A 26,152-nucleotide genomic window follows, 5' to 3' on the forward strand; every position below is an offset into this window, starting at 1 on the left:
TTTTGGGTGGCGCTGATGATGGCTGCGCTGATGATGGCTTTTGGGTGGCGCTGATGATGGCCGCTCTATCGGATAGCAGTGGAGAGTAAACCGATGATCCGGCAATATAGCTACCCATGATTGAAATTAAACATCCACAACAACTCACCCAGCTGCGTCGCCTTTGCCTAACCGCCCAAGGTTTGCAACAAACCCAGCCCTATGGCCAGGGTTTGGCAGGTGCTCGAAAAGCGATTAACCAACTCGGTTATGTTCAGCTCGATACGATTTCAGTAATAGAACGTGCGCATCACCATGTGTTGTATTCGCGAGTACCAAAATTCCAACCCACCATGATCAATAAATTGTTGCTAAATGGTGATATTTTTGAATATTGGTCGCATGCTGCATCTGTACTGCCAATTGCAGATTTTCGCTATTCCCTCCCCTATAAACATGCAATTAAAAGCGGACAAACCCATTGGCATAAAACCCATGATAAAAAGCTAATGGCCGAGCTGTTGGCTCGCATACAATCTGACGGGCCATTACGATCGAGAGATCTAGAAAGTATCGCTTCAGAAAACACCGCGACACGGACCGGCTGGTGGGACTGGAAGCCTGCAAAGAGAGCGCTTGAGCAGTTATATATGGAAGGCGATTTGATGGTGAGTAATCGTGAAGGCTTTCAAAAAACTTATGATCTAACCGAACGGGTTCTGCCTGCTGGGATAGATTCAAAAATGCCGAGCATGGAGCAATTTGCAGCTCACATGCTCGAACAACAGTTACGCTGCCATGGTGCCGTTTCACTTAAGGGGTTGACTTATCTGCGTCGAAGCGCCGAACTCCGTAAAGCAATAAAAGTACTAGTCGATGAAAAAATAGCCCAGCGCACTCTAGAATCTATACAAGTTAGCAGCGGCGAAGTATTTATTATGGAAGCAGGTTCGTTGGAGCACCCTGTTCCCCGAACCAATAACCGCATGCAGATTCTTTCACCATTCGATAACTGTGTTATCCAACGCCAGCGCCTTAAGCACTTATTTCAATATGAGTACCAGCTAGAATGCTACCTACCTGAAGCAAAACGACAGTATGGTTATTTTTGCCTACCGCTTCTTTTTAGTGATCAGTTTATTGGCCGAATGGATTGCAAAGCCCACCGTAAAACCGGTAATTTTGAAGTGAAATCGCTGTATTTAGAACCGCATAATTTTGATCAAGATGCAGTAATCTCAGCGTTAGTTGATGCCATTAAAAACTTCTGCCATTTTCAAAATTGCAGCTCGATAACTTTAACAAAAGCAAATCCAAAACATCTGATTAAAATTTTACAACAGGCATTAACTCGCTAATTCGCTACTTAAACCACACCTTTCCGCCAATAAATTTATATGCAGGCAAGCCGCGAATGAGCGTTTCACGGGCAAACGGTTTATGGCACTTAGGACAGATGCAAGGCTCAGCAGTATAGTCTTGGCTAATCCGTTCTTTAAAACTCTTTACTAATGCGCCCTTACCACCCTTTCGATATTTAAATAATATCTCATTGCAGCCAGCACAAAAAATATCAACCGTTTTAGTCGGCCCTTTTTTATTAGGTTTTGCCATAACGTATTTTACTTATTGTTTTCCATTTAATGGTAGAAATAGTACCAAACATAGCCTTGCGAATGAAAATAAAAAAAACCGCTAAAAGTTAGCGGTTTTTTTTGTAGCTTATTTAGTTTCGCTTAACCGCTAGCGACTCCAATATGCCTCTTCAAGGCTGTCTTCTCGCTCTGGCAGTCCACGTGATAAGCGTGGCGAGCTCTGCGCTAGCACTTGGTAACTAACCCGGTTGGCATATTTACAAACCTGGGCGAATGACGAGTAAGTTAAATAACCGCGAGAATGCTTGCCTGAAGTCGGTAACACCCGACCATGAAAGTCTTTAGCTGCAACATCATGCACTACTGCAGCCAATGCACCATCGCCGGCACCATTAGTATTACTGATACGCTCAGGACCGCCCATGTAAGGATCGATCTGAGCAAATACCTGCACTGGATCATTACAATATTTTTTGATCATTGGTCGGCTAAATTCATAACGATTAAAATCGCTAATTGAGCCAGAGCGAATTGGATTTGAAGTTTGACGCAAGGCATCTCGATCAGAATAACCTGAAAGGTATAAGCCTTCTGGGCCGGCAGTCAATAACACTAAATCAACAATTTTTAATAAATCCTGACTGGCCAACAACGGATCTGCATAACCGGTTAAGGCTTCTGCTTCACTTTCATTCATCGCAACAATATTGACATATTCTGCGATAAACTCATTAAATTCTTTTTTTCGCGCTTCAACCATTTGCCGCGAGCCCATCGTCAACACGACCGGCACTTCATTTTCTTTAGCAATTTTCGCTGCTTTTATTGTTGCTTGATAAATTGGCAAATCAGCATTCGCCAGAGTATAAGCACAAAGCAGTAAAGCTGAGCCATTAGCAACCTGATCATCGGGAATAAACTCTGGTGTCAAATGGTTCATTAAACCAGGGCTGATACCAAAAGTACGCTCGCCATCCTGGGTGATTAACGCAAATGCGCGCCCTATAGAGCCGGGAACTGGTTGCAAGAAAGTTAAATCAACCTTGCTGCTGGTGTTGCATAGGTAACGATAAGAAGACGTTCCAATAACGATATTTTCGCTCATTACACCAAACTGAATTGAGCGGTCATCGGCCAACACCGAATAATTGTGCAGGGTGTTGCCAATGGTGCCACCGGCATATTCTTCTTCAATAAGCTTATTATCGAGCAAATATGCGTATAAGCGGTTGGCTGCATCGTTATCTGGCAGCAGCTGAGATATGCCTTTTCCCAAGCCAAAATCTTCTAATACACTGTCGCTCACATGGGCGGTGACATCGACAATATTTTGATCAATACCGGTAACATAGGTATTTACATGGCCAAAGCTCACGTTCTCACGATCAAAACGATTGTCTGCGTTAACTGGAAAATAATGCTTGATTTTCCGTTGTCCGGGAAACTTCATGGTCCACCTACCCTGACGGGACTACTGAGCTATCGGCGAATTTTACTGCCGACTAATATTTGCTGCCGACCAAGAGTTGATCAGGCATAGAATGGAGCGGAATTTTACTCGCCAGATTGGCTAAATGCTAGAGGGGTCAGATCAATTCAGGCTTGGTTTGATGGCGATTTACAAATGAGTTTGTTGCTACAACTAAGCTCTAAAGCAACCAAGCTTACCAGTTGTTATCTGCCAAACCGATTGGTTAAAAACACTAGCGCCGCAAGTAAGTTTGTAAACCGATATTCTTAAGAGTCAACCGCTGCATGACAGATTGAGTTTGCATGAAATAACGAATCCATTACACTTCGCCGCAATTGATTCAACCCTTGTAAGAGAAGCACATGGCCAAGCGGGCAGCGGCATTACATATTCTGGTTAAAACTGAGGCTGAATGCCTTGCGCTAAAAGAAAAACTCGACAACGGCAGCAGCTTTAGCCAGCTGGCCAGTCGACACTCGATTTGCCCATCGAAGCGAAAGGGTGGTGATTTAGGTGAATTTAAGCGCGGCACCATGGTCGGCCCTTTTGATAAGGCTGTTTTTAGTGGCGAAGAATTAAAAGTGCTTGGACCGATCAAGACCAAATTTGGATTTCATTTAATCAAGGTTTTATATACTAAATAACCCTGATTGAAACAAAAAAAAGCATGACGTTTCTGCCATGCTTTTTTGTTTAAAAACTAATTTATAGCTTCCAGCGTAAGCCCATTGCAAAAGAATTAAATTTATTGGTTATCTCACCCGTTGCACGAGAATCTTCCGCAAGACTTAACTGATCAAGCTGACGCTGATTGGTCATAGTGTGCTGCAGACCCATGTCCAACGATAAATCCCGATCGAAGCGATAACTCATGCCAACCGAAAATGCTTTGTAGTGATTTAAACCCAAATCAACCGTCACATTACTGTCTGGAATCGGTGACTCGTCAAAGGCCATGCCAGCTCTTAACAGCAGCGCTGGAGAATAACGGTAGCTACCACCGAATGCTAGCCGTCGACTATTACGCCAATTTTGTTCTATCGGTAATGTCAGGCCTAGCGTGTCAACAGTCACTGGGATTTGTTCGAATCTGCTCCAGCGGGTAAATCCAAAATCACCTTGTAAAGTTACATCTGGGCTAACTTGCCAAAAAGCTGCCAAAGAGGCCGACTCTGGCGTAGTAAGTATCATTTGCCCTTTACTATTTATACCCTGAACGCCTACTTTTGCGCCACCCGGCAAGGCTAGACTTACATCTGTCAATTCTATTTCAGCATCCAGCTTATGGGTGATTTTACTGCGGTAATTAAAACCAACCCTAATTGTTTGGAACTGATATAAGCCACCTAATGTATAACCAAAATCCAGTGAATCACCCTCGATATTCAAATTGATGTCATTTTGTGGCGTGCTTGGGTCAATTAAACCTATCGCACCACAAACCGGCAGCGCCAAATCATCACCCAAAGTACTTTGACAAACACCTGACAAATTTAAATCCAGGTTTTGCACCACACTGGCATATTGCGCATTAACCGTTCCACCAATTGAAAACGCCGGCGTTAATTCATAACCAGCACCAAAAGAAAAACTAATCCCTGTGATTTCAGACTCTTTGACCTGGTAGCGAAATACTTCATTATCATCAAATTGAGTGCCGGTTGCGTATGGTGCATTAACACCAAGCCCTAAAGTTAACCGGTCTGTTTTCGGAATAGCCAAATAAATAGAAGGGATTACCGACAAACTATCAATACCGTTTTTACTTCCTTCAACCTTGCTCGATTTAGAAACAATATCTTTTCCATCGGCATCTTTACCAAAAGTCGTATCTTGATCGCCCGACTTATTGACGATGAAAGAATCACCACGAATTTTCGAGTTTGCCGAAACCATCGATAAATTACTGATCAACTCTGATTCATGAAGACGCGTCAGACCCGCAGGATTATAAAACAAAGTCGATGCATCAGCCGCTTCTGCTGCACCTCCAGAAAAAGCATCGCCCAATCTGCGACTACTTTGTTCATCAACATAAAACCCCTGCCCCTGTGCGCTTGTACTGCAAAGCAGAGCACCTGAAAGGCTGGCAATCAGCAGTGGAATCGCCTTATAGCGCAACAGTTTTGTTTTATCGTTATCGGTTTGCATTGAAGCCATCCATTGCTTAGGCACTTGAAATGCTTTCGACAAGTGCAATTTATTTTTATTGTTTTTTAAGCATCGCTTCTATCGCGTATTTGCTTTCATTAACCAATTGAAAATAATTCTTTTAAATTATTACTGACAAATTTATTTTGAGGATCCATTTGTTGCCGCACTTTCATGAAGTCATCCCAACGAGGATATAGCGCACTTAATTGCGATTGTTCTAGCGTATGAATTTTTCCCCAATGAGGTCGGCCCTGGTATTTTTTGAAGATCGGCTCTAAAAGCGCGAAATATTTTTTATAATCGCGGTCATGGAAGTTGTGGCAACTAATTGAACAAGAATCTCTCTGATAGAAAGGACTTAGCCAGACATCGTCAGCCTTGACGTAGCGATATTCAAGCGGAAAAATAACATCAACATCATGTTTTTTAATCGTCGCTAAAATTTCAGACAAACACTCAACGCCGTGCTCAGCCGGAATCGAATATTCCATCTCATTAAATCGAATGTCGCGTAAATTTCCGAAAATATCATGGCTTCTGCCGTAACGCTCCTCAGGGTCTACCGTCGCGGCACCACGATTCATAATGAAACTACGCATAAATGGCGCGTAGTCGATAACTTTGGCCAATGTTCGGAAGGTTTCATAAGCATCGCCGTTATTTTCAACCGCAGGTGCTTTAGCAAAGGTCTCTTGATCTACTTCATCGAGACTAATAAATAAAATATAATCTGCATGGGGCAAGGCGTAGGCTTCAAAGTGCCTGTGCTGGTCTCGCTGCTGTTCTATTTGTGCCAAACCTTCACCCAGCGGCAACATCCAGCTACGTTCTTTCAAGTGATAGCGTTGCTTGGCCTGCAAGCGAAACTCGGTGGCCACACCTAACATGCCAATGTTATTTCTGGCGGCATTAAATACATCAGAATTTTGTTCTGCCGAACAAATGACTTTATCACCTTGGCCATTGATCATGGTGATTTGCTGAACCGTACTCGACATGGAGCCTAGCGTTTTTCCTGTTCCATGGGTCGACGTTGCAATTGCACCTGCCAGAGATTGGGTATCTATATCAGGCATATTGATTAGGCCAAGCCCTGCTTCCCAGAGCGGCTCACCAATATCAGCAAGACGCGTTCCTGCAGCAATGTCCACCTGCCTGGTCGCTTTATCAATATTTTTTACGCCGCGAAAACGGGCTAAAGACATTAAGGTATTATCAGTGGCAACAATATTAGAAAAACTATGGCTAGATCCAACACAACGAATTGGTTGCTGGCTGTTTTTCACCGCTTCAATTAATTGCGATTCATTGCGAGGAACCAATCTTTGATTAGGTTGGCAACTTTGGTTTCCTGACCAATTACTCCAGGGCAATACTCTGCGGCCATCAATCCCGGTTATTCCCACCGGCTTTTTAGCTACGCTTGCTGTGTTATCACTACAGCCAGGTAATGCAGCCGATACTGCGCCTACACCGGCAATTTTTAATAAATCCCGACGATTAAGATTAACTCTATCCCACTTCATGATTGCTTTCCCTGATCAGATTTGGCACTCGACATATAACGAATCAGATCTTCCAGATCTTCTGCGGTACATTCTCCGCAACCACCTACTGGCGGCATATTCTTAAACCCACTGACAGCAGAATTAACAAGTCCATTCAATCCTTTATTCGATAAACGCTGTTGCCAGTCGCTATGATCAAATGCTTGTGGTGCACCAGATTGAGGCGCAGTGTGACAGGCAACGCAATAGGTTGAATAAAGATCAAGTACATAGTCATCGGCAGACCATGCATTGGTTGGGAATGTCGCTGTGAAAGTAGTACTGAATACCAGCAACAGCAGTGTGCGAATCCTTGGCAACATAGCTTTCTCCATCAATGGATCAGCTACCAATAAGATCACATGTCGGCAAAACTGACAAATACCAATTTAAGAAAAATTACCCGAAACTTTAGAACCAGTTACAGTTGGAAACATTTTTGCCGAAAAAATTTCTGACAACCACAATTCTATTCATCACTCTCAAAAATAATTTTATAGCTGTTATCTTGTTCTCATTCGAAAAACCAAAATCTTAGACAACCAAAATTTTTTTTATAACAAGTCAAAATTCTTTAATTTCCATTTCAAGAACTGTTCTTATAACCTTAGCAATCCACTGATATAAGCTGGAGTGGTTATGGCTACCCCTCGTTATGCTCTAATAGATGCAACGCTAACACCCTATTACCATGTAATGAGTAGAACTGTTCGAAAAGCGTGGCTTTGCGGCATCGATCCTGATACTGGCATTGACCACAGTCATCGCCGTAGTTGGATTAGCAGCCGATTAAGTAAACTCTGTAAATCCTTTACAATTGAGTTAGCAAGCTACGCCATAATGTCTAACCATTATCATCTAGTTTTGTATGTTAATACTCAAAAAAACTTCAAATTAGATATGAATCAGATCTTGCGTCGTTGGACTGCTATTTTCAATGGTTCAGAACTTTGTCAGCGTTATTTGTCAGGTGAAGCATTAAGCCAAGCCGAACTCAGTTTTTTACAGCAAGATGCAGAAATTTACCGACAACGATTGAAAGATATCAGCTGGTTTATGCGTTCACTGAACGAACCTATTGCCAGAATGGCTAATCAAGAAGACAACTGTAGCGGTCGTTTTTGGCAAGGCCGATTTAAATCACAAGCGTTACTAGATCAAACCGCCATATTGACATGTATGGCTTATGTCGATCTCAATCCAATTCGTGCTGGAATTGCGAAAACACCCCAATCATCTGAATTCACTTCCATTCAGAATCGAATAAATCGAATAAATCGAATAAATCGAATAAATCGAATAGAAAATAAGGCTATTGCAACAAAAAAAGCAATACCAAAACTCAAGGCTTTCCACCGACTAGGAGCTTGCAATCAGTCATCAATTCCCTTTACTCTCAAAGATTACTTGCAACTAGTAGATACCACGGCAAGAGCCATTAATTCTGACAATAAAGCAAAGATGAACTCTAAACTAGCTACAATTTTACATATAGTTAGCAACAAGACAATACAACCTGAACAATGGCTACATACCATATCAAATCGAAATTATGGTCTCAATAGTTTTGGATCTGCTATTGGCACTTTTGAAAAGCTAAAAGATTTCGCTAGTCATTTTAATAAGAAGTGGTGCAAAGGATTTTCAAGTAGCCGGTGGTGGCAGCAACAGCGAGATAGTTAATCAAACACCAATATCTTTGTAAATTGATACTGAGACGTTGGACTCAAGTGGACTATTGCCTCCTAACCTAGCTACTTCATTAAAAATATTACCACTATCCGTTTTCTTATCTTTCTCGCTGCTAAAATATAAAAAAATCGAACGATCCTGGTAAAAATTTAATCTGGCAACAACCGTATAAAAAATATTTTGGGTGGCTGAAATTTCAACTGGCTAATCTATAAGCATACTTAATCACATATAAATTAGAATAAAATTTAATGTGGGTGTCATTTTATTTGTCACTATCCGTTTTCTTATCTTTCTCGCTGCTAAAATATAAAAAAATCGAACGACCCTGGTAAAAATTTAATCCGGCAACAACCGTATAAAAAATATTTTGGGTGGCTGAAATTTCAACTGGCTAATCTATAAGCATACTTAATCACATATAAATTAGAATAAAATTTAATGTGGGTGTCATTTTATTTTTCACGCTGAAGGTCGGTTGGAATATCGAATTCACCCGGCATCTCAGGTTGGGTAGCTTGGCCTTTTTGGAATTCATTCAGCTGATAAACATATGCTAGTACTTGAGCAATTGATAAATACAGCCCTTCATTAATCGGCTCACCCACTTCACTGGAATAGTAAATAGCACGGGCAAGCGGTGGTGCTGTCACCATAATCACTTCATATTCTTTAGCAATTTCACGAATTTTTAGTGCCACATGATCAACACCACTAGCAACTACGATCGGCGCATCCATTTCGCCATGCTTGTATTTTAATGCCACAGAGTAATGCGTTGGGTTGGTAATAATCACATCAGCTTCCGGCACGTCAGCCATCATTCTTCGTTGTGACATCTCTCGTTGCAACTGACGGATTCGCCCTTTTACCTCAGGCTTACCTTCGCTGTCTTTCATTTCATCTTTGATTTCTTGCAGACTCATTTTTAATTGACGACTGTTGTCCCATAACTGATACGGCACATCTATCACAGCAATTAAAATCAAAGTGGAAGATAACTTCAGCAGTGACCACCCAAGAATCTCCATCGCCCTTGGGATTGCCAGATCTAGCGGAATCCCCGCCAAACGAGCAAAGTCATCAATGGTGTTTTGCAACAAGAACCAAGCAACCAACGCAACGATCGAAAACTTAGCTAATGATTTTCCCAATTCAACTAAAGCTTTAAGGCCAAACATTTTGGCAAGGCCTTTCATAGGGTTCATTTTACTGACTTTAAAGCCAAGTGCTTTTTGACTGAAATTCAAGCCACCTAACATTGCACTACCAATAATAGCTGCAGCAACCATCATTAATAGAAAAGGCAGCAAACCCATTACCATTTGTTTTAATGCCAAACCAGTTGCTTGAACTAGCCAAGCCGGGTCTTGTAGCATGTGCCGCTGCGGCTGCCAGCTTAGATGGAAAACATTTTCTAATGCTTGATAGATGTATTTACCAACCACCATTAAACCAGCCGATGCAGTTAGCATCATCACCAGTGTAGTTAATTCGCGGGATCGGGGAACCTGGCCTTTTTCCTTCGACTCTTTTTGCCGTTTGGGTGTGGGTTCTTCTGTTTTTTCAGAACTTTCATCAGCCATTAGACAATCAACCCTTCTAATGCAATAAAAGTACGTTCAAGCAAAATACCCAACTGACCCAAAAAACTGGACAGCGTATACCAAACAATTACATAACCGCACAGCATGGTGATTGGAAAACCAATTGAAATAATATTAAATTGCGGTGCAGCACGGCTCATAACGCCAAAAGAAAAATTAATAAATAGCAGCGCAGCAACGGCTGGTAAAGCAACCATCACTCCTCCAGCAAAAACCCAACTGACAAAGCTAACTAGTTTAAATAAAATATTTGGATCAAAATTGCCTGCTGCAACCGGCATGACTTCAAAACTACGTTGCAGTGCGCGAATCAACACCAAATGACCATTCATGGTTAAAAACATCAAACCACAAAGCAACTGATATAATTGCGCCACCATCGGCACTGTGACACCATTTTGTGGTGCAACCATTGCAGCAAAGCCAAGTCCAGTTTGGTTCGATATTAGCTGACCACCAAAAACTGCTGCTTGAAACACTAGCTGCAACATAAAGCCAATTACTGCACCAATACCAATTTCTCTGGCGACCAATAAAATCATTTGTGGCGACAAAGGATCGATTGCGGCAATAACTGGCAGGGATGGAATCATCACCATACCCAGTGCAAGAGAAGCGGCAAGACGGATTTTAGCCGTCATAAGAACTGAGCCAAACAAAGGCATTGCCATCCACATCGAAGAAATACGAAACAGCGGCAACAGCCAGCTCTCAACCCAGCTAATCAGTTGATCCAAACTCGAGGAAAAAAATAAAGCTTCAGGTTGCAAGGGTTAACTCAAATAGTTTAAAGGTTAATTAAAAACCAATTGTACGATTAAATAATTAGCCAATTAGTCCGGGAATTTCAGTAAAAACTTGCCGAGCAAATTCAACGAAAAGGCGTAATAACCAAGGCCCAGCAAGCCCTATCATCATCAAGGTAACAAAAAGTTTTGGTACAAAAGAAAGCGTTTGTTCATTAATTGATGTTGCCGCCTGAAAAACCGCAACCAACAAACCAACCAGCAAACCTGGAATGATGACTACCGCAGTGGCACTCACTACTACCATCAAACTCTCACGGAATAGATCAATAAACCCTTCATTCATGATAAAACTCCGCTTCCCACGCCAAAGCTTGTCATTAATGTTCCAATAATCATCGTCCAGCCATCGACCATTACAAACAGCATGATTTTAAAAGGCAATGAAATAACCATTGGCGATAACATCATCATACCCATTGCCATTAGTACACTGGCGACCACCAAATCGATTACCAAAAAGGGCAAAAATAATAAAAAACCTATCTGAAAAGCAGTTTTTAATTCGCTAATTACAAATGCCGGTACCAATACATGGAAAGGTACTTCGTCTAAAGTGTCCGGCATTTTATCGCCTCCATCCATACGAATAAACATATCGATATCTGCAACACGGGTTTGTTCGATCATAAATTCAGCAAAGGGGCGCTTGGCTTTTTCTAGCGCCTGCATCGATGTAATTTCTTCAGCCATATACGGTTGCAACGCTTCTTGATTGGCACGCTCTAAAACCGGATACATCACAAAAAAACTCAGAAATAAGGACAAACCCAAAATAACTTGATTAGATGGCACCGTTGGCATGCCCATCGCTTGCCGTAACAAACCAAGCACAATTACGATACGGGTAAATGCTGTGGTCATCATCACCAGTGATGGCAGCAAGGTAAGCCCGGTCATAATCGCCAGAACTTGCAAGCTCACAGTAAATTCCTGGCCGCCATTCGCACCGGCAGTCACAGAAACAGCTGGAATCCCCGGTTCAGCAAGCGCAATCACTGGAAACATCAGAATTAAAAAACCAATGATTTTTCTAGTCATTTTTTTTACCTAATGCACGAGCTAAATGGTTAGAGAACTTATTGGGGATTTTTCCAGAAAATATATTAGATGTAATTTGATTTGAAGTTGATAATTGAGCGTCAACAATCGGCTTTTCAAATTCTTTTAACAGATTAATCGAGCCCGAACTGACACCAAGCAACAACTGATGTTCACCTGCTTGCACCACTAATAGCTGCTGTTTTTGCCCCAATGGCAAATTAGATAGCACTTTTAATGTGCCATTGTTTGGCCCCGCCATGCCCATCCGCTTTAAAATCCAGGCCAGCAATAAAATCAGCGCGACAACTACTAATAATGAACCTAACAATTCAACAACAGAAATCAAACTAGTTTCAGGCTTGTTAGCAAATTTACTGTTCGAAGGGGAAAAAACATCCGTAAGCGAGGTATTTGTAACAGCTAATTCTGGCGGAGCTTCTTTTATTTGTATGTTTTTATTAATTAATATCTCTTGCTGATTAGCAGCTTGCTTCGAGGAAGTCACGGCCGCTATTGGTGCAGCCTCTGTAATCTTCAGTTGACTCTTGTCAGTAAAATCAGACTCAGCGAAGCTAGCACTTGAGTATAAAACAGCAACAATAAAACACCCAGAAAGCCATGCACTCTTGGCTCCTGAAGCTAAGTTAGTTGCTAAAAAAAAACACCTGAGATAAAACAGACGCTGAATTTTTAAACCTGCAAATTTATAATTCATTACTTTAATTTTTTGATTCGCTCGGACGGGCTGATAACATCAGTCAGCCGAATACCAAATTTTTCGTTGATCACAACCACTTCGCCATGGGCAATCAATGTTCCATTAACTAAAACATCTAACGGTTCACCAGCTAGTCGGTCCAACTCAACAATAGAACCTTGATTAAGTTGCAATAAATTCCGTATGTTAATTTTTGAACGGCCAATTTCCATTGAAATGGTCACAGGAATATCAAGAATTACATCCAGATTTGGATTGCCTGCACCAAAGCCTGTCGCTGAATCATTTAGCGGATCAAAATCCATCGCCGATACTTGTTCTGGCTGAAATTCACTTGGTCCGGCGGGCATTGGTTGCGCTTGTTGTTGTGCTTGTTGTTGTGACTGCTGTTGAAATTGGGGTGCTGTCATAGCATCGACTGGAGGTTCTGCAGTCATAGCGGGTGCTGAATCTGCCGCAAAATCTCCCAACAACGCATCAATATCTTCCTGGTCTTCTTCAACACCCTGCTCAGCCATAGCCGCTGCCCATTGTGCATCTAGATCTTCATTATCATTTTCACTCATGATGCTACTTCACCTTTCTCATCTTCATCGGCATCACCGTCTTCGTCCTCATTACTAAAACTTCTCTGTACCGGACGCGGCACTTGCTCTTTAATTTTTAAAGCCATTTGGCCGTTAGATACACCAAAATTACAATAGTGTGTCGGTATCTGCTCCGCTCGCATTAAAATCCGCTCAGGCATTTCGATCGGAATAACATCTCCTGGCTTCATCTCCATCAACTCTCTCAAGGTTAATGATGCTTCAGCTAATTCAGCAGATATTTCTACCGGCGCTTCAAAAATTTCTTCTTTTAAAGCGCAGCTCCAACGTTCATCAGATTGTTCACGGTCGGTTTGCAGACCAGAATCAAGCAAGTCACGAATCGGCTCCAACATCGAATACGGCATGGTTAAATGAAAATCACCACCACCACCTTCAAGTTCAATATGAAAGCTGCAAATCACGACCACTTCGCTTGGGCTAACAATGTTGGCCATCGCCGGGTTCACTTCTGAACCCATATATTCAAATTCAACTTGCTTGACCGGTGCCCAAGCTTCTGCGTAATAATGAAAAACTTCTTTCAATAGCAGCTGAACAATTCGGGTTTCCGTCGGTGTAAATTCACGCCCTTCAATTTTGGCGTGGAACCTGCCATCGCCACCGAAGAAATTATCAACCAGTAAAAATACCAATCTGGCTTCAAGCGTAAATAATGCAGTGCCTCTTAAAGGCTTCATCCGAACCATATTCAAACTGGTTGGAACATAAAGACTATGCACATACTCACTAAATTTGAGCATTTGCACGCCGTTAATTGATATCTCAGGGCTACGACGTAATAAATTAAATAAACTGATCCGTAAGAAACGCGAAAACCGTTCATTAATCATTTCCAGCGTTGGCATTCGCCCACGAACAATTCGATCCTGAGCGGCAAAATCAAAAGAGCTAAAGCCGTTTGTATCGCTGGAGTCTTCCTCTACCTCAATATCGCCGTCATCAACGCCATGTAATAGGGCGTCGATTTCGTCTTGAGAAAGGAGATCAGTAACACTCATTTTTTATTGCATCACAAAATTGGTAAACAATAATTTTTCAATTATTGGTAAGTTTTGAGATTGCATTACGCCATTCACTGCATCCTGTGCTTTTTGGCGCAACACTTCCATACTCTGAGAGTCTTTCAACTCTTCAGGGTTTTGCTCAGAAAACAAGCTCAACAATCGATTCTGAATTAGTGGCATGTGTTTTTTAACTGCTTCTATTGCTTGCGGACTTCTCGCCAGAACATCTGCATGTATCTGTAAAAAACGAACACCTGCACTACCATCAAAGTTCACTACAAAAGGCGGCCTAATAGGATAATAAATAGCCGTTTGCGGAACAGCAGCCTGTTGCTGAGCAGACTGTTCGGCTTCTGCACTGGCTGAATCGTCAGGTGCGCCTCGTAAGAAGAACCACCATCCAGCAGCACCACCGCCAATTAGCAATAGAATCAATACGACGATAATAATTAACTTTTTCTTACCCATACCTTTTTCAACTTCCCCACTTAAGTCGACTTCTATATCCGCCATTTTTATCGTCTCTTCGGCAACTTATGACAAACTGACAACAATTTACTGACGCTTATCCGGTGAATATTGCTACAACAGGCTTCAATATTCAGAGATCCAAATACCATTATTTAAAAAAATAATTTGCCATCGACATTTCTTTTTTGATTTGTCTTAAGCAGATTCAGTTGAGATAGGCTTGCTTTAAGCATAAAAATCCAGACCATTATCAGCTGGTGCAATCTCTACTTCCTGCCAACCATCTTGATCTTGCAGGTCATCAGTAGACACTATTTGCTGACTCTCTGAACTCCCATCGCCACCCGAGTAAGCGTCGTTGTCAGTATTTTCGCCAGTATGCCCAGCTTGCCCTGAATCAACATTGACCTCTCCCAGGTTTAGCTGCTGACGGTCGAACAATTCTCTTAAACGGGGCAACGCTTGATCCAATACTTCCTTAGTTGCCATATGAGGTGCAGTGAAATGCAAACTGGCTTGATCACCATCCATTTCAACTCGAATTCTTAAAGGTCCTAATTCGGATGGATGTATCTCGATATCAGCTTGTTGCATATTGCGCGCCATCATCACCATAATTTTGTCATTTAATTGACTAGCAATGGCTTTTGGTTCGGCGTGCATTTGCAAAGGGCTACCTTCAACAGATGATTGACTAGAGAGCGCTTGAGATGACGCAGTCACTGATGAAGGTTGACTATAAAGCCCAGCTCCCTCTAGCGATAGATCCCCAGTTACTGCTGCAGAAGATGCTGATAATTTAATAGCGTCAGCGGCAGATTTCATTTGATCCAGTAATGGCTTTAGATCTAATGACTTTTCATTATTATCAGACTTCAGCTTTAGTTCTGAATCCAAACCAGACCATTCTTTTTTAGCCGAGCCATCTAAATTTAAGTCATCTAATTCAGCTGAAAAATCACCGTTCTTTGCTTTGGCAGAAAACCCCATACCACCAACATCACTGGTTGCTTCATTCTTTGTCTGCGTCAATAAATTGTCTTTTAAGCGACTTTGCTGCAAAACAGATAAAGCAACTGTTTGTTCAGACTTTGCAGCTTCACCATATAATATCTGTTTATTTTCTGACTTACTGATGTCACGAGACTGCCGAAGTAGATTTAATAGCGGATTTATTTCATCCATCCCATCAAGCGCCATATCCTCTGACGATTCAACTGTCTCAGTGGATTCTTCAGCTTCTAATATTTTTAGTAAATCATGCGCTTCATTTTCTGCTGATCCGGACAATACCTCGATTGTGTCGTTGTTACCTGAAGCTGTATCCGCAAACTCAGCGTCATTCACCCCTGCTGTCGTTGTAGAAGCTTCTTTTGCAGTATTCTGAAATATATCGGAAAATCGCCCACTGCTTTCAGTAGCATTGGTCGTATTTTTAATTTCTGGGCTTGTTTCAGCAGCCGCAACTGCCGTGACAGAATTAAGCACCCTTGCCTCACTTTTGCTGACCAGCAATAAAAGTCAATTGAACCGTATTATGTGGGTTACAGAGCAAGGAGTGTGCCAAGATAATAATGACAATTTTACGGCACTATTTTCGGTACTATTTGCGGTACTAAAGGGCTGACTTTTGTTAAAAAGTCATATTTCAGACACAAAAAAGACAGCCCTTTAGCTGCCTTTTTTAAATTCGATGTTTTTTCATTTTTTAAAACTTTACAAGAAAACTTCCATTAACTGGCAAACTGTTGATCGCTCTTTACCAATCATATCCAGAATCATTTCAATTGAATCCATTTCACCGGCCTTAACTTGAACTTCTAGCTGCTGACAAAATTCACTCAATGAGACTGCACCTACATTACTGCTACTGCCTTTTAAACTATGCACATCTCTCGACAAGGCAACCATATCACCTGCAACCCAATGATCTCGCATAGATTCAAATCTGTGCAAAGAGTCAGAAACAAAAGTGCTAATTAACAGAGAAAAATCCTTTCCCATTATATCCTGCAATTCATCCAGAACCTCATTGTCCAGATGCTGCATTTCACTTTGCCCTATCATGTGCATCCCCGCAGGTGAACATATCCCTATGATATAAAGTGAATTATGGCAGCAGATTACAGTCTGGCCAGATAAAATCGTAATTTAGCGCACATCTTTTTACCAAATACGCCGAAAAACAGACAACTACTCACTTTCTGCAAATGAACGGAAGCGCCGCATTGCAAAATCATCAGCTTCTCTTTGCTGTTTTTTCACTTCAATTTTCACAACGGTATCCCGACGTCTCTGGCGTAATAAGTTAAGGCTTTCATAATCCTTACGCTTATCTTGTAAATCACCCACACACTGATTAACTCGCAAATCACTGGCTTGATAATGATCCGACTGTTGTGACACTGCGGTATGTAGCTGGTTAAGAAATTGGCGGTAAGCGATCAGCTTTTGTGGGTTCATGCCACAGCCTGCACGAAAATTGAAGCTCTCACGGTATTCGTCAGCGAAGCCTTCTAATTGATTCAGTTTGGCTTGCTCACTCGCCATTACGGTTCGTGCATCACCCAATTGCCGCTGCGCCTGTGTTTTACGATCTTCTGCCAGATCGATTAAGGTTTCTAAACCATCGCTCATAAAATAACTCCTTTTCTGGTCGTATAGCATTGCCCTAGCTTATGCTCGACCCATCAAAATTAACTGGCTGAATTCATTAACTGCTGAAGCTGTGAGCTACTCTGTTCAAAATTGGATGAATGTCTAAAATCTTGCTGCAAGAACTCTTTAATTTTCGGCATTAATGCAATAGCTTGATCGACTTGTGAATCACTGCCCTGTTTATAAGCACCGACACTGATCAGGTCACGGCTCTGACTCCAGGCACTGAACATGCTTTTTAACTGCAAAGCCAACTGCTGCTGCTCCGGTGTAACCACTTGGTTCATTACCCGACTAACCGAGGCTTCAATATCAATTGCCGGATAATGACCCGACTCAGCTAAATGCCGCGATAGCACCATATGACCGTCTAAAATACCCCGCGCCGAATCGGCAATTGGATCTTGTTGGTCATCGCCTTCAGTGAGTACGGTATAAATCGCAGTAATCGATCCACCACCAGGCAACCCGTTACCGGCTCTTTCTACCAACGCCGGTAATTTGGCAAATACTGAAGGCGGATAACCGCGAGTAGCAGGCGGTTCACCAATCGCTAAAGCTAACTCGCGCTGTGCCTGAGCAAATCGGGTTAAAGAATCCATTAGCAACAACACATTCAGGCCTTGATCACGGAAATATTCGGCAATTGCGGTCGCGGTCATGGCGCCTTGTAAACGCATTAAAGGGGATTCATCGGCCGGAGCAGCAACCACTACAGAGCGGCGCAAACCTTCAGGCCCTAAAATATGGTCAATAAATTCTTTAACTTCTCGGCCACGTTCTCCGATCAGCCCAACCACAATCACATCGGCTTCGGTATGGCGAGTCATCATTCCAAGCAAAACACTTTTACCAACGCCAGTACCGGCAAAAAGCCCCATCCGCTGGCCTCGCCCGACCGTTAACAAAGCATTAATTGCCCGAATTCCGACATCGAGTGGTTTTTCAATTGGTGCCCGGCCTAATGGATTAATCGGCTTACCGGTTAGCGAAGCTTTTTGGGCGCCGATTAATGGACCTTTTCCATCTAGCGGTTTACCTGCGCCATCTAATACTCGGCCTAACAACATATCGCCCACCGGAACCGATGCAGTTTCTCCAGTAGGAATAATTTTTGCGCCGGGTGTTAAACCTTCAATTGGTCCAATTGGCATTAAAAATAATTTATTGGTATCAAAACCAACTACTTCAGCCATCGATGATTCGCCCGAGGCAGACTCGACCTTGCAACGACTACCCACCGGGCTAACGCAACCTTGTGCTTCCAGAGTCAAACCAACCATGCGAGTTAATTTCCCACTCACTTGCAAGCCACTTTTACTCGACTCAATATCTTGACGGCGAGCCTGTAACTTTTTAATTAAATCTTGCATTAAAGCGCTCCAGAAGAATCAAGCAAGCTGGCGGCGATAGCGCTATAACGCTGCTCTAAAGTGGCATCGACTTCAGATACATTTCGAGATACACGACAGCCGCCGCGAGTAATCTCCGGATCCATTTCCAAAACCCAATTGGCGGCTTCTGCCGGCGCTAATTGCTGAATTAATTCGACGTCCTGGGGATGTAAATAAATAGTGACCGGCTGTTCATCTGACTGAGCATTTTTTGCTTGGTTTAGCAGCTTTAATGATTCATGAATTACGGCCAAAATTTGTTCCGGCGCAATTTTTAATTGTTGGCCAATTACCTGGCGAGAAATACAGTCAACCATTTGCAAAATTTCTTGCTGCAATTGATCAAGCTGCGAATTTGAATTAGTAGCATCTGACCCTGACAACCAGCCTTGTTTCAAGCTACTTATCAGCTGAGAAAATTCGACTCGCTGCTGTTGCAACAATTGCTGCTGCTCTGCTTGAGCTTGCTCTAAACCTTGCATTCGCCCCTGTTCAATACCTTGAGCTAAACCTTGCCCCATGCCTTGCTGAAAGCCTTTTTCAAAAGCAACTTCCTTACCTTTAATAAGCCCTTCTTTAAAGCCTGTTTTACTGGCGTTTTGACGCACGTCTTTTATCTGCTGGCGGATTTTTGATTGCTGCAACTGTTTTTTTTGTTGCACAGATTTTTGTTGTATCTGATTAACCGCCGGTTTGAGACCCAACTCAGAACGCGCCTGAACCAGCTGTTCTTTCTGCTGATCTTTCCAATTCTCCACTACCGGGCCATTAACTGAGGGCAAATCCCAACTGGTTAATTCAGTGACATCTTCAGCAGCGATAACACCTGAGGTTTGCTCTTTGTTGCTGATCAGCATCAGAGCATCTCCTCGCCTTTACCAGCGAGTGTAATTTCACCAGAATCTGCCATACGTTTAGCAATCGAAATAATTTCTTTTTGCGCACCTTCAACTTCAGACAGTTTAACAGGCCCTTTGTTATCCAGATCTTCACGCAAGAATTCAGCCGCACGTTTACCCATATTGCCGAAGATTTTCTCGCGAATGGTTTCATCTGCACCCTTCAAGGCCAGCACCAGCGTTTCAGATTCAACTTCACGCAACAGTGCTTGAATACCGCGGCTATCAATGTCGCCAATGTTGTCAAAGACAAACATCAAATCTTCAATCTGAACGCCAAGCTCTTCATCAATTTCACGGATCGCATCCATTAATGGCGCTTCCATACTTGAATCGAGGAAGTTCAGCATATCCGCCACAGTTTTGACGCCACCCATGCCAGAAGTTTGTCCACCAGCGCTGCCATTGACGAAATGCTTTTCCATAATGTCGTTCAATTCTTGCAGTGCAATTGGCTGAATGGTGTCTAATGAAGCCACTCGCCGCACAATATCCAACTGGACTTTTTCACCGAAGAACGACAACACTTCTGCTGCTTGGTCTGGCTCTAAATAAGCCACCATAATTGCCTGAATCTGCGGGTGCTCGTAACGGATAATATCTGCTACCTGGCGGGCATCCATCCACTTCAAGGTATCTAGTCCCTTAGTGTTGGCACCAATCAGAATTCGATCCATCACTGAGCCGGCTTTTTCTTCACCCAGCGCCTGAGTCAGCATTTTCTTAATGTATTCATCCGAGCCCATACCGAGGCTGGTTTGGCCTTCAACATTGGCCATGAATGCATCTAAAACACCCGAAATCGCTTCGCGCTTTACATCTTTCAAACTGGCCATCGCGATACCAATTTGTTGTACTTCTTTGGGCTCAAACTGCTTCATTACTTCAGCAGCGCCTTCTTCACCAATCGTCATCAGCAATAGCGCAACGCGATCTACGCCAGCCATGCCTTTAATTGCATCAAGCCCTGTAGCATCACTCGTTGCCAGTTCATTTTCAGCCATGTTACTCGCCCTCCTTCATCCATTGGCGCAGCACTATGGCTACTCGACCTGGGTCATCCATCGCCAGCGCTTTAATTGCATTTAATTGCGCTTGATAACTATCTTCTGGCGCCGGTAATTGCAGGTCGGTTGAACCGGTTAAGGTAATTTTGTCATCGCGTAAATCGCCATTTTCATCCAGTAAATCGGGGTCTAATTCGTGCTCTGCCGGTAATTTATTGGTATCGCCTGCCAGACCGCGCATTACAGGCCGCAGCAAACCAAACACCAGAATCAAAACCACTAACAATGCCAACAAATAACGCATCACACTTGGGTCTAATAACATTTGATACCAAGGTGCTGCTTCTGGAATTATTTCTTGGGGCAATGGTGCAAAAGCGGTATTAATGACTGTGACGCTATCGCCACGATTTTGACTAAATCCAACCGCATCTCGTACCAGTGCGGTAATTCGATCTAATTGCTGGGTAGTCAGTGCAGTCTGCTGGGTTTCGCCATTAACGATTTGTTTAAAATCATCGATGACTACAGCCACTGATAGACGACTTAATGAGCCGACAGGGCCGCGTACATAACTGACAGTACGATCCACTTCATAGTTCTTGGTTCCCTGTCGAGATTTCTTAAGTGGAACTACTGCACCCTCAGCACCCTCAGCAGCAGCCTGTTCTGGCGCAACACTACCACCGGGAGGTTGGTTGCTTAATGCACCTGGAATGCCTCCATTGAGACTATCGCCAACTTTTTCTTCTTCATTCCATTGCTCACTACGAACTGCCGACTGATTCGGGTTATATTTTTCTTCTGCCCGTTCTGCCGAAGAAAAATCCATATCAGCCGTTACCTGAGTTTTAAACGCTTTATCACCTAAAACCGGCCGTAAAATATCCTGAATTCGCTCAATGTAGGCTTGCTCTACTTTTTTTCGATAATCAAACTGGCGCTCAGAAACTTCTAATGGATCTTTTTCAATATCGGATGACAATAAGCGACCGCGTTGATCAACCACCGTCACTTTATCGGCAGTTAATTCAGGAATACTGGTTGAAACCATATTAACGATCGCTTGAACCTGAGATCTTTCAAGTCGACGGCCGCTAATTAAATCAAGCATTACAGAAGCACTGGGCTTACGACGATCACGAATAAATACCGCATCACGTGGCACCGCTAGGTGAATACGCGCACTTCTTACCGCATCTAAACTGGTAATAGTGGTTGCCAGCTCCTGCTGCAACGAATGCATATAGCGCTTACGCTCCATAAACATTGAAGTACCCAGCGAAGACTCTTCCTGCTGCATTGCTGCAAAACCAGTAGTGGGTGTTGATGGCACACCTTCAGCCGCCAGTTTTAAACGAACACTTTGCAGCTTTTCAGCATCAACCATTAAAAACCCAGTTGATTGATCAACGCTATAAGGGAAGCGAAGTCTTTCCATCGCATCCATTACTTCGGTCATTTGCTGATTATCTAACCGAGTAAACAACACTCTTTTTTCTGGCTGCTGCGACCATAAAACGACTGCTACGCCTAAAGCGACACTAGCAGCTAAACCAACCATCAACCCCAATTGACGTAAAATTGGCAGCTCGGAAATACCAGTCCACAACGCCGCCAGTTTTCCTAAAAAACCTGGCAATGGAATTTTGCGATCAGGCGCGGGCGAGCCCGCTTGAATATTAGTGTCAGCAGTGGCTGCTGCAGTTGAATCCGCCATTAGTTACTACCCATTACACTGGCATGTTCATGATGTCTTGATATGCGCTAACCAGACGGTTTCGCACTTGAAGAGTGGTTTCAAAAGCCAAAGAAGACTTCTGGCTTTCCAGCATCACCCGCCCAATATCAATTGAAGGATCGCCCTGCTCATAGCGGGTGGCGGTCATGTTGGAATGTTTTTGAATGTCGTTGACGTTATTAATCGCCCGGGAAAACAGCTGGCTAAAATCAGCTTTTTGTATCGCTGGTGCTTGCCCAGTCAGCCCTTGAAGGCCCATTTGCTCGCTTAATCCAGCAACTGCCTTTGGACCAGGGTTAACCTGATGAACCTGGCTTTGCAGATTTCGCAATTGCGCTAGCATTGGACTGGTTTCGATACCGCTCATTTCCATTATCCCTGAAGTCGAAATTCCGACAGACTAACCAAGGATATTCAACAAGCGTGCCAAGACTGCCAACAAATTGATTTACAGGAATTTAATAAGCGCGGAAGGTTTTTTTGACGCATAAACCGAGTAGCTAATGCGAAGATTTGGCGGTGATCATAATTAAACTAGGAGCTAGCCAGACTGTTATTGATATTGCCCACGTAGACCAATCAAATTACCAAAGGGATCTTTGAACTGACAAATACCTAGGCCGTTTTCAATTGCCATCGGACCGCGATACAGCTTAGCGCCTAAATGCTCAAATTGCTGCATTGCGATGCTTAAATCCTCAACCGACCAATACAGAACCGTACCAAATGCACCCGCTGCGACTTTGCTATCTGAAGGCACCATTTCTAATTGAAACCCATCAATATCTAAAACAGTAAAATCAAATTCAGCCACATAATTACGCTGCGCACGCGGGAACGCTTTCTGGTACCAATCTAAAGCAGCGGGTATATTATCAACATAAAGAAATAACGCCGCCGGTTTTACTTCACTAGACATATTCTTAACTCAATGTGTTATTTATTAAATGAAATGTGCTGGTTGTTAAATAGACGAACCTTTGGCAATGGTTCGCAGATACAACTGATTATTGAACCAGTCAGCCAAGATAATCATGAGTTATTTCCCAAGCTCGATCCATAGTAATGCCGCTTTCTTGGGCCAAATACAATGGATGGTCTGATTGATCCAATACTACTAGTGGGCGCTGACCACTGCCTTGGAAGTGGACCATGGTTTTTAGGCTGAGCGTTGAAATACCGTCATACTTTAATTCATTTGCCAGACTGCCAATGAAAGGGCCAATTTCATTAGTGTCATAATTATCTAGGTAGTTGGCAAAATGCGCTTTCTCTTGGGAAATCCAAATACCAAACCCAAGATGCTCCTCACTTTCTAATACAGGGATGAGTAAAACAGCACGAATAAAAAAATGTTGCTTGTCTATCGCACACAAATCAGAATCCAATATAACTCGTGCATCTCGTTCTTCTTCAGCAATGGATTGAGCATGCTCTGGCTGGTCGAATGTTAAATCTTGCATGTGATCATGCGTTTCTCCACAGCAGGCACATTTGTATTGCACTTGGATATCTCCTTAAACAATCATCTATGTAGTTGTAGAACCAACATTCGCTATAGCCGGATCGCTTGATAACAAAAGTTTGTTGCTATCTGCAAGGTTTCATTCTGCCGTACTTGGCACGGCCATTAAACACAAGCATCAAGCATCAAGCATCATCTTCACTGCGAACCAATACCTCTAACGAATCTTCCAAGGCGGAAACTGAAAATACAATAGGCTTGCAGCAAACCTGACAATCTTCAACATATTGATTGCCTATGTCTTCAAAATCAATCAACACATCAATTTTTTCACCACAATAGGGGCAATCAACTGAACGTTCACTTAACGAATTCATAACAACATCCTGAATGTACTTTTGAGATAATTGATTAGCAATCAGACCTGATAATAGTTAACTGACTGGAGAGTAATAGAAATTAAACATATCTATTCTCTAATGTTATTTTGAGAATAGCATTTTTCATCAAGATGTTAGCAAGAGTTGAACTGTGTGGGATAACTCGATATTTTTACCAGCGACTACCCCAGCTAATGTTAATTGTTAAACAATATTAGCTGGAGCAGCAAAGCTCTGAGACTGAATTTTTTAGATTAACTAACACTGATTTATTTTTTGCACTGCACGATTTTGACAGATCATTTCACGGCAATAATCATGTCGTTACAAGTAGTGTTAGCAACACTGCCTCAGCCTATTTGATCGCAAATATCTTCAAACAACATTATCAGAAGCAATATTTTTTTCTGGGTTGATACAAGCATGTGGATATTCAGCTTCACGCTGTTGAAATGACAAAATAGCATTGCTTTTAATCACACCACAATCAATGTTAATTGCTCTTCGAATTGTTTCGTTTTCATGCCAAGATTCTCGACCAGCAAGTACTGCTGGCAAGTAAACAATTAACGCCGCTGAAATAGACCGGGTTGCACTTTCCCACAAATAGCTAGGCGTATGATCAACCGCATAATAATCAATGCTTTGATACTTAAACATCGGATTCTTAAAAGTGGTTGGCTTGGCAAAAAAGAATCCCATACCTTCATCACAACTGACGTCAATAATCAGACTATGCGGTTTAAGACAGCCACTTTCTGCTTCAGTAACGAAGTCAGTTGGGCTTTTAGTATTTTGAAAAGTGCCGTTTACAATAATATCAGCTTCACTAATCAATTCTGTCAGCGGTCTTGCGGTACCGTCATGCTCTACTACCACCATACGGGCCTCACCTTCTTCACCGGCTCGGACTCTCACGTAGTTACAATCCAAGACCTCTTCACGAACTTCATCTTCTGTACGTTGAATACAGATAGTAATATCTCTAAAACCATGTGCTTTCAGCGCATAAATCGCGCCCCGGCTAACTGCACCAAAACCGAAAATAATTGTTTTGCGCTGATCACCATAATGTCCATCAATACCTTTAAGCTGCAGAGAATGAATCACTGCACAATAGCCAGCCATTTCATTATTTTTATAGAAGGTATGGCGCCCTATCTGGCCATTCGGTGACCAAATAAACATATCTTCAAAGGCAATCAGAGTTTGCTTGCGGTCTAGCGCCGCCTGTGTAATATCTTGCTGCTGCACACAGTGCACATAGCCCCAGAGCGTTCCACCTTCACGAAGCTCTTGCAGGTCAGCCAAAACCGGCTTGGCGATAATTACCGTGCCGATATCTGCCAGTAATTCATGTCGAGTGGCAACGCCACCAGTCAGTTCAGCGATTTCAGCATCTGTGACACCAAACGGTTCGCCGTAACCTTTCTCAAAAATTAACTGACGGCGAAGCGCTTCGGGAATTCTCAGTAAGTGCTCGGGATGAATTGGGAAACGTCGTTCATCTTCTTTTCTTGAAGTCCCTATGACGCCTACTTTTGATAGGTTCATGTCGTTGCGTCCTTGTTATTGTTATTGGCTTTTTCAGCGAATTACTACTTCTGTCAATAAGTCAGCATTACACACAACATCTGTAGGTAGGCTCAGGATTTCTGAAATCCCATTGCTGTAAGCAGACTCTATAGACAGCTCATTAGAAAACTTGACAAAATGCTGTATAGAAACGTATGTAAAAAATTGTGTAGAAATAACCGGGGAGATCAGCCTAATGAACTTGATGGTTGACTGCATTTCCTGGAAATTCTAATAGCAATTTTTTTTAAAAAGATACTAATAAAATTCTCAAAATTTACAGTTAAACTCAGCTTTTATAGTTCATTGGTTGACCATCATGCAGGATTGACTG

28 protein-coding genes are annotated in these 26,152 nt (G+C 42.6%); 3 read left to right on the forward strand and 25 right to left on the reverse strand.

Annotation, left to right across the window (positions count from 1 at the left end; translation table 11 throughout):
• The first annotated feature begins 116 nt into the window (after positions 1-116).
• Positions 117-1,337, forward strand: coding sequence for a winged helix-turn-helix domain-containing protein (locus tag DC094_RS15635; protein ID WP_116688067.1), 1,221 nt, complete (start codon positions 117-119; stop codon positions 1,335-1,337).
• 4 nt (positions 1,338-1,341) lie between these two features.
• On the opposite strand, the gene DC094_RS15640 is transcribed toward DC094_RS15635, so the two are convergent.
• On the reverse strand, positions 1,342-1,593 hold the full coding sequence (locus DC094_RS15640) for a hypothetical protein (protein ID WP_116688068.1): 252 nt from the start codon (positions 1,591-1,593) through the stop codon (positions 1,342-1,344).
• A gap of 129 nt (positions 1,594-1,722) precedes the next feature.
• Entirely contained in the window at positions 1,723-3,024 is a 1,302-nt protein-coding gene (locus DC094_RS15645) for an inosine/guanosine kinase (RefSeq protein ID WP_116688069.1), read from the reverse strand.
• A gap of 383 nt (positions 3,025-3,407) precedes the next feature.
• Here DC094_RS15645 and DC094_RS15650 point away from each other — a divergent pair, with 383 nt between their 5' ends.
• Positions 3,408-3,689 (forward strand): peptidylprolyl isomerase, encoded by a 282-nt coding sequence (locus DC094_RS15650; RefSeq protein WP_116688070.1) that lies wholly within the window; start codon positions 3,408-3,410, stop codon positions 3,687-3,689.
• Between the two features lie 61 nt (positions 3,690-3,750).
• On the opposite strand, the gene DC094_RS15655 is transcribed toward DC094_RS15650, so the two are convergent.
• The 3 genes from DC094_RS15655 to DC094_RS15665 form a co-directional block, all read right to left on the reverse strand.
• Positions 3,751-5,196: an OmpP1/FadL family transporter gene (locus tag DC094_RS15655; RefSeq protein WP_158527352.1), complete on the reverse strand. Its 1,446-nt coding sequence runs from the start codon at positions 5,194-5,196 to the stop codon at positions 3,751-3,753.
• Between the two features lie 98 nt (positions 5,197-5,294).
• Positions 5,295-6,725, reverse strand: coding sequence for a D-arabinono-1,4-lactone oxidase (locus DC094_RS15660; protein WP_116688072.1), 1,431 nt, complete (start codon positions 6,723-6,725; stop codon positions 5,295-5,297).
• The gene (locus DC094_RS15665) at positions 6,722-7,069 is read right to left on the reverse strand and encodes a c-type cytochrome (RefSeq protein WP_158527353.1); all 348 of its coding nucleotides are present in this window, start codon (positions 7,067-7,069) and stop codon (positions 6,722-6,724) included. Before DC094_RS15665 ends, DC094_RS15660 begins: the two co-directional genes overlap by 4 nt.
• Before the next feature lie 316 nt (positions 7,070-7,385).
• On the opposite strand from DC094_RS15665, the gene DC094_RS15670 reads away from it, so the two are divergent.
• Positions 7,386-8,429 carry a transposase gene (locus DC094_RS15670; RefSeq protein ID WP_116688074.1) on the forward strand — a complete coding sequence of 348 codons (1,044 nt, stop codon included), beginning with the start codon at positions 7,386-7,388 and terminating at the stop codon, positions 8,427-8,429.
• 464 nt (positions 8,430-8,893) lie between these two features.
• On the opposite strand, the gene flhB is transcribed toward DC094_RS15670, so the two are convergent.
• The 20 genes from flhB to DC094_RS15770 form a co-directional block, all read right to left on the reverse strand.
• The gene (flhB, locus tag DC094_RS15675; RefSeq protein WP_116688075.1) at positions 8,894-10,024 is read right to left on the reverse strand and encodes a flagellar biosynthesis protein FlhB; all 1,131 of its coding nucleotides are present in this window, start codon (positions 10,022-10,024) and stop codon (positions 8,894-8,896) included.
• The gene (gene fliR, locus DC094_RS15680; RefSeq protein WP_116688076.1) at positions 10,024-10,815 is read right to left on the reverse strand and encodes a flagellar biosynthetic protein FliR; all 792 of its coding nucleotides are present in this window, start codon (positions 10,813-10,815) and stop codon (positions 10,024-10,026) included. Before fliR ends, flhB begins: the two co-directional genes overlap by 1 nt.
• Positions 10,816-10,870: 55 nt before the next feature.
• Positions 10,871-11,137, reverse strand: coding sequence for a flagellar biosynthesis protein FliQ (gene fliQ, locus DC094_RS15685; protein WP_116688077.1), 267 nt, complete (start codon positions 11,135-11,137; stop codon positions 10,871-10,873).
• A complete protein-coding gene (gene fliP, locus DC094_RS15690; RefSeq protein ID WP_116688078.1) occupies positions 11,134-11,892 on the reverse strand; it encodes a flagellar type III secretion system pore protein FliP in 759 nt (252 codons plus the stop codon). Before fliP ends, fliQ begins: the two co-directional genes overlap by 4 nt.
• Entirely contained in the window at positions 11,885-12,400 is a 516-nt protein-coding gene (gene fliO / locus DC094_RS15695) for a flagellar biosynthetic protein FliO (RefSeq protein ID WP_158527354.1), read from the reverse strand. The genes fliP and fliO overlap by 8 nt, the downstream gene beginning before the upstream one ends.
• 209 nt (positions 12,401-12,609) lie before the next feature.
• Positions 12,610-13,182: a flagellar motor switch protein FliN gene (gene fliN, locus DC094_RS22885; RefSeq protein WP_422615588.1), complete on the reverse strand. Its 573-nt coding sequence runs from the start codon at positions 13,180-13,182 to the stop codon at positions 12,610-12,612.
• Positions 13,176-14,222 carry a flagellar motor switch protein FliM gene (gene fliM, locus DC094_RS15705; protein WP_116688081.1) on the reverse strand — a complete coding sequence of 349 codons (1,047 nt, stop codon included), beginning with the start codon at positions 14,220-14,222 and terminating at the stop codon, positions 13,176-13,178. Before fliM ends, fliN begins: the two co-directional genes overlap by 7 nt.
• A gap of 3 nt (positions 14,223-14,225) precedes the next feature.
• Entirely contained in the window at positions 14,226-14,741 is a 516-nt protein-coding gene (locus tag DC094_RS15710) for a flagellar basal body-associated FliL family protein (protein WP_116688082.1), read from the reverse strand.
• Positions 14,742-14,924: 183 nt separating this feature from the next.
• Complete coding sequence (locus DC094_RS15715) at positions 14,925-16,187, reverse strand: flagellar hook-length control protein FliK (RefSeq protein ID WP_116688083.1); 1,263 nt, start codon at positions 16,185-16,187, stop codon at positions 14,925-14,927.
• A 228-nt stretch (positions 16,188-16,415) separates the two neighbouring features.
• Positions 16,416-16,766, reverse strand: a complete 351-nt coding sequence (locus tag DC094_RS15720) for an Hpt domain-containing protein (RefSeq protein ID WP_158527355.1) — start codon at positions 16,764-16,766, stop codon at positions 16,416-16,418.
• 126 nt (positions 16,767-16,892) lie between these two features.
• Entirely contained in the window at positions 16,893-17,336 is a 444-nt protein-coding gene (gene fliJ / locus DC094_RS15725; protein ID WP_158527356.1) for a flagellar export protein FliJ, read from the reverse strand.
• Between the two features lie 59 nt (positions 17,337-17,395).
• Positions 17,396-18,730, reverse strand: coding sequence for a flagellar protein export ATPase FliI (fliI, locus tag DC094_RS15730; protein WP_116688086.1), 1,335 nt, complete (start codon positions 18,728-18,730; stop codon positions 17,396-17,398).
• Positions 18,730-19,608 carry a FliH/SctL family protein gene (locus DC094_RS15735; protein ID WP_116688087.1) on the reverse strand — a complete coding sequence of 293 codons (879 nt, stop codon included), beginning with the start codon at positions 19,606-19,608 and terminating at the stop codon, positions 18,730-18,732. The genes fliI and DC094_RS15735 overlap by 1 nt, the downstream gene beginning before the upstream one ends.
• Positions 19,608-20,654, reverse strand: coding sequence for a flagellar motor switch protein FliG (fliG, locus tag DC094_RS15740; protein WP_241504071.1), 1,047 nt, complete (start codon positions 20,652-20,654; stop codon positions 19,608-19,610). The genes DC094_RS15735 and fliG overlap by 1 nt, the downstream gene beginning before the upstream one ends.
• Before the next feature lies 1 nt (position 20,655).
• Entirely contained in the window at positions 20,656-22,377 is a 1,722-nt protein-coding gene (gene fliF / locus DC094_RS15745; protein ID WP_116688088.1) for a flagellar basal-body MS-ring/collar protein FliF, read from the reverse strand.
• Positions 22,378-22,390: 13 nt separating this feature from the next.
• Complete coding sequence (fliE, locus tag DC094_RS15750) at positions 22,391-22,765, reverse strand: flagellar hook-basal body complex protein FliE (RefSeq protein WP_206605676.1); 375 nt, start codon at positions 22,763-22,765, stop codon at positions 22,391-22,393.
• A 186-nt stretch (positions 22,766-22,951) separates the two neighbouring features.
• Positions 22,952-23,317, reverse strand: coding sequence for a VOC family protein (locus DC094_RS15755; RefSeq protein ID WP_116688089.1), 366 nt, complete (start codon positions 23,315-23,317; stop codon positions 22,952-22,954).
• A gap of 100 nt (positions 23,318-23,417) precedes the next feature.
• The gene (locus DC094_RS15760; RefSeq protein ID WP_158527357.1) at positions 23,418-23,903 is read right to left on the reverse strand and encodes a DUF2199 domain-containing protein; all 486 of its coding nucleotides are present in this window, start codon (positions 23,901-23,903) and stop codon (positions 23,418-23,420) included.
• 145 nt (positions 23,904-24,048) lie between these two features.
• Positions 24,049-24,240 carry a CPXCG motif-containing cysteine-rich protein gene (locus tag DC094_RS15765; RefSeq protein ID WP_116688091.1) on the reverse strand — a complete coding sequence of 64 codons (192 nt, stop codon included), beginning with the start codon at positions 24,238-24,240 and terminating at the stop codon, positions 24,049-24,051.
• A gap of 378 nt (positions 24,241-24,618) precedes the next feature.
• Complete coding sequence (locus tag DC094_RS15770) at positions 24,619-25,797, reverse strand: N(5)-(carboxyethyl)ornithine synthase (protein WP_116688092.1); 1,179 nt, start codon at positions 25,795-25,797, stop codon at positions 24,619-24,621.
• Between the last annotated feature and the right edge of the window lie 355 nt (positions 25,798-26,152).

The organism is Pelagibaculum spongiae (assembly GCF_003097315.1).
Lineage (GTDB): Bacteria > Pseudomonadota > Gammaproteobacteria > Enterobacterales > Pelagibaculaceae > Pelagibaculum > Pelagibaculum spongiae.

What these genes read in the sequence shown, in the direction of transcription:
- DC094_RS15635 (WP_116688067.1), top strand. Translation starts at nt 117, where the DNA reads ATGATTGAAATTAAACATCCACAACAACTCACCCAGCTGCGTCGCCTT.
- DC094_RS15640 (WP_116688068.1), bottom strand. Translation starts at nt 1,593, where the DNA reads ATGGCAAAACCTAATAAAAAAGGGCCGACTAAAACGGTTGATATTTTT.
- DC094_RS15645 (WP_116688069.1), bottom strand. Translation starts at nt 3,024, where the DNA reads ATGAAGTTTCCCGGACAACGGAAAATCAAGCATTATTTTCCAGTTAAC.
- DC094_RS15650 (WP_116688070.1), top strand. Translation starts at nt 3,408, where the DNA reads ATGGCCAAGCGGGCAGCGGCATTACATATTCTGGTTAAAACTGAGGCT.
- DC094_RS15655 (WP_158527352.1), bottom strand. Translation starts at nt 5,196, where the DNA reads ATGCAAACCGATAACGATAAAACAAAACTGTTGCGCTATAAGGCGATT.
- DC094_RS15660 (WP_116688072.1), bottom strand. Translation starts at nt 6,725, where the DNA reads ATGAAGTGGGATAGAGTTAATCTTAATCGTCGGGATTTATTAAAAATT.
- DC094_RS15665 (WP_158527353.1), bottom strand. Translation starts at nt 7,069, where the DNA reads ATGTTGCCAAGGATTCGCACACTGCTGTTGCTGGTATTCAGTACTACT.
- DC094_RS15670 (WP_116688074.1), top strand. Translation starts at nt 7,386, where the DNA reads ATGGCTACCCCTCGTTATGCTCTAATAGATGCAACGCTAACACCCTAT.
- flhB (WP_116688075.1), bottom strand. Translation starts at nt 10,024, where the DNA reads ATGGCTGATGAAAGTTCTGAAAAAACAGAAGAACCCACACCCAAACGG.
- fliQ (WP_116688077.1), bottom strand. Translation starts at nt 11,137, where the DNA reads ATGAATGAAGGGTTTATTGATCTATTCCGTGAGAGTTTGATGGTAGTA.
- fliP (WP_116688078.1), bottom strand. Translation starts at nt 11,892, where the DNA reads ATGACTAGAAAAATCATTGGTTTTTTAATTCTGATGTTTCCAGTGATT.
- fliM (WP_116688081.1), bottom strand. Translation starts at nt 14,222, where the DNA reads ATGAGTGTTACTGATCTCCTTTCTCAAGACGAAATCGACGCCCTATTA.
- DC094_RS15710 (WP_116688082.1), bottom strand. Translation starts at nt 14,741, where the DNA reads ATGGCGGATATAGAAGTCGACTTAAGTGGGGAAGTTGAAAAAGGTATG.
- DC094_RS15720 (WP_158527355.1), bottom strand. Translation starts at nt 16,766, where the DNA reads ATGATAGGGCAAAGTGAAATGCAGCATCTGGACAATGAGGTTCTGGAT.
- fliJ (WP_158527356.1), bottom strand. Translation starts at nt 17,336, where the DNA reads ATGAGCGATGGTTTAGAAACCTTAATCGATCTGGCAGAAGATCGTAAA.
- fliI (WP_116688086.1), bottom strand. Translation starts at nt 18,730, where the DNA reads ATGCAAGATTTAATTAAAAAGTTACAGGCTCGCCGTCAAGATATTGAG.
- DC094_RS15735 (WP_116688087.1), bottom strand. Translation starts at nt 19,608, where the DNA reads ATGCTGATCAGCAACAAAGAGCAAACCTCAGGTGTTATCGCTGCTGAA.
- fliG (WP_241504071.1), bottom strand. Translation starts at nt 20,654, where the DNA reads ATGGCTGAAAATGAACTGGCAACGAGTGATGCTACAGGGCTTGATGCA.
- fliF (WP_116688088.1), bottom strand. Translation starts at nt 22,377, where the DNA reads ATGGCGGATTCAACTGCAGCAGCCACTGCTGACACTAATATTCAAGCG.
- fliE (WP_206605676.1), bottom strand. Translation starts at nt 22,765, where the DNA reads ATGAGCGGTATCGAAACCAGTCCAATGCTAGCGCAATTGCGAAATCTG.
- DC094_RS15755 (WP_116688089.1), bottom strand. Translation starts at nt 23,317, where the DNA reads ATGTCTAGTGAAGTAAAACCGGCGGCGTTATTTCTTTATGTTGATAAT.
- DC094_RS15765 (WP_116688091.1), bottom strand. Translation starts at nt 24,240, where the DNA reads ATGAATTCGTTAAGTGAACGTTCAGTTGATTGCCCCTATTGTGGTGAA.
- DC094_RS15770 (WP_116688092.1), bottom strand. Translation starts at nt 25,797, where the DNA reads ATGAACCTATCAAAAGTAGGCGTCATAGGGACTTCAAGAAAAGAAGAT.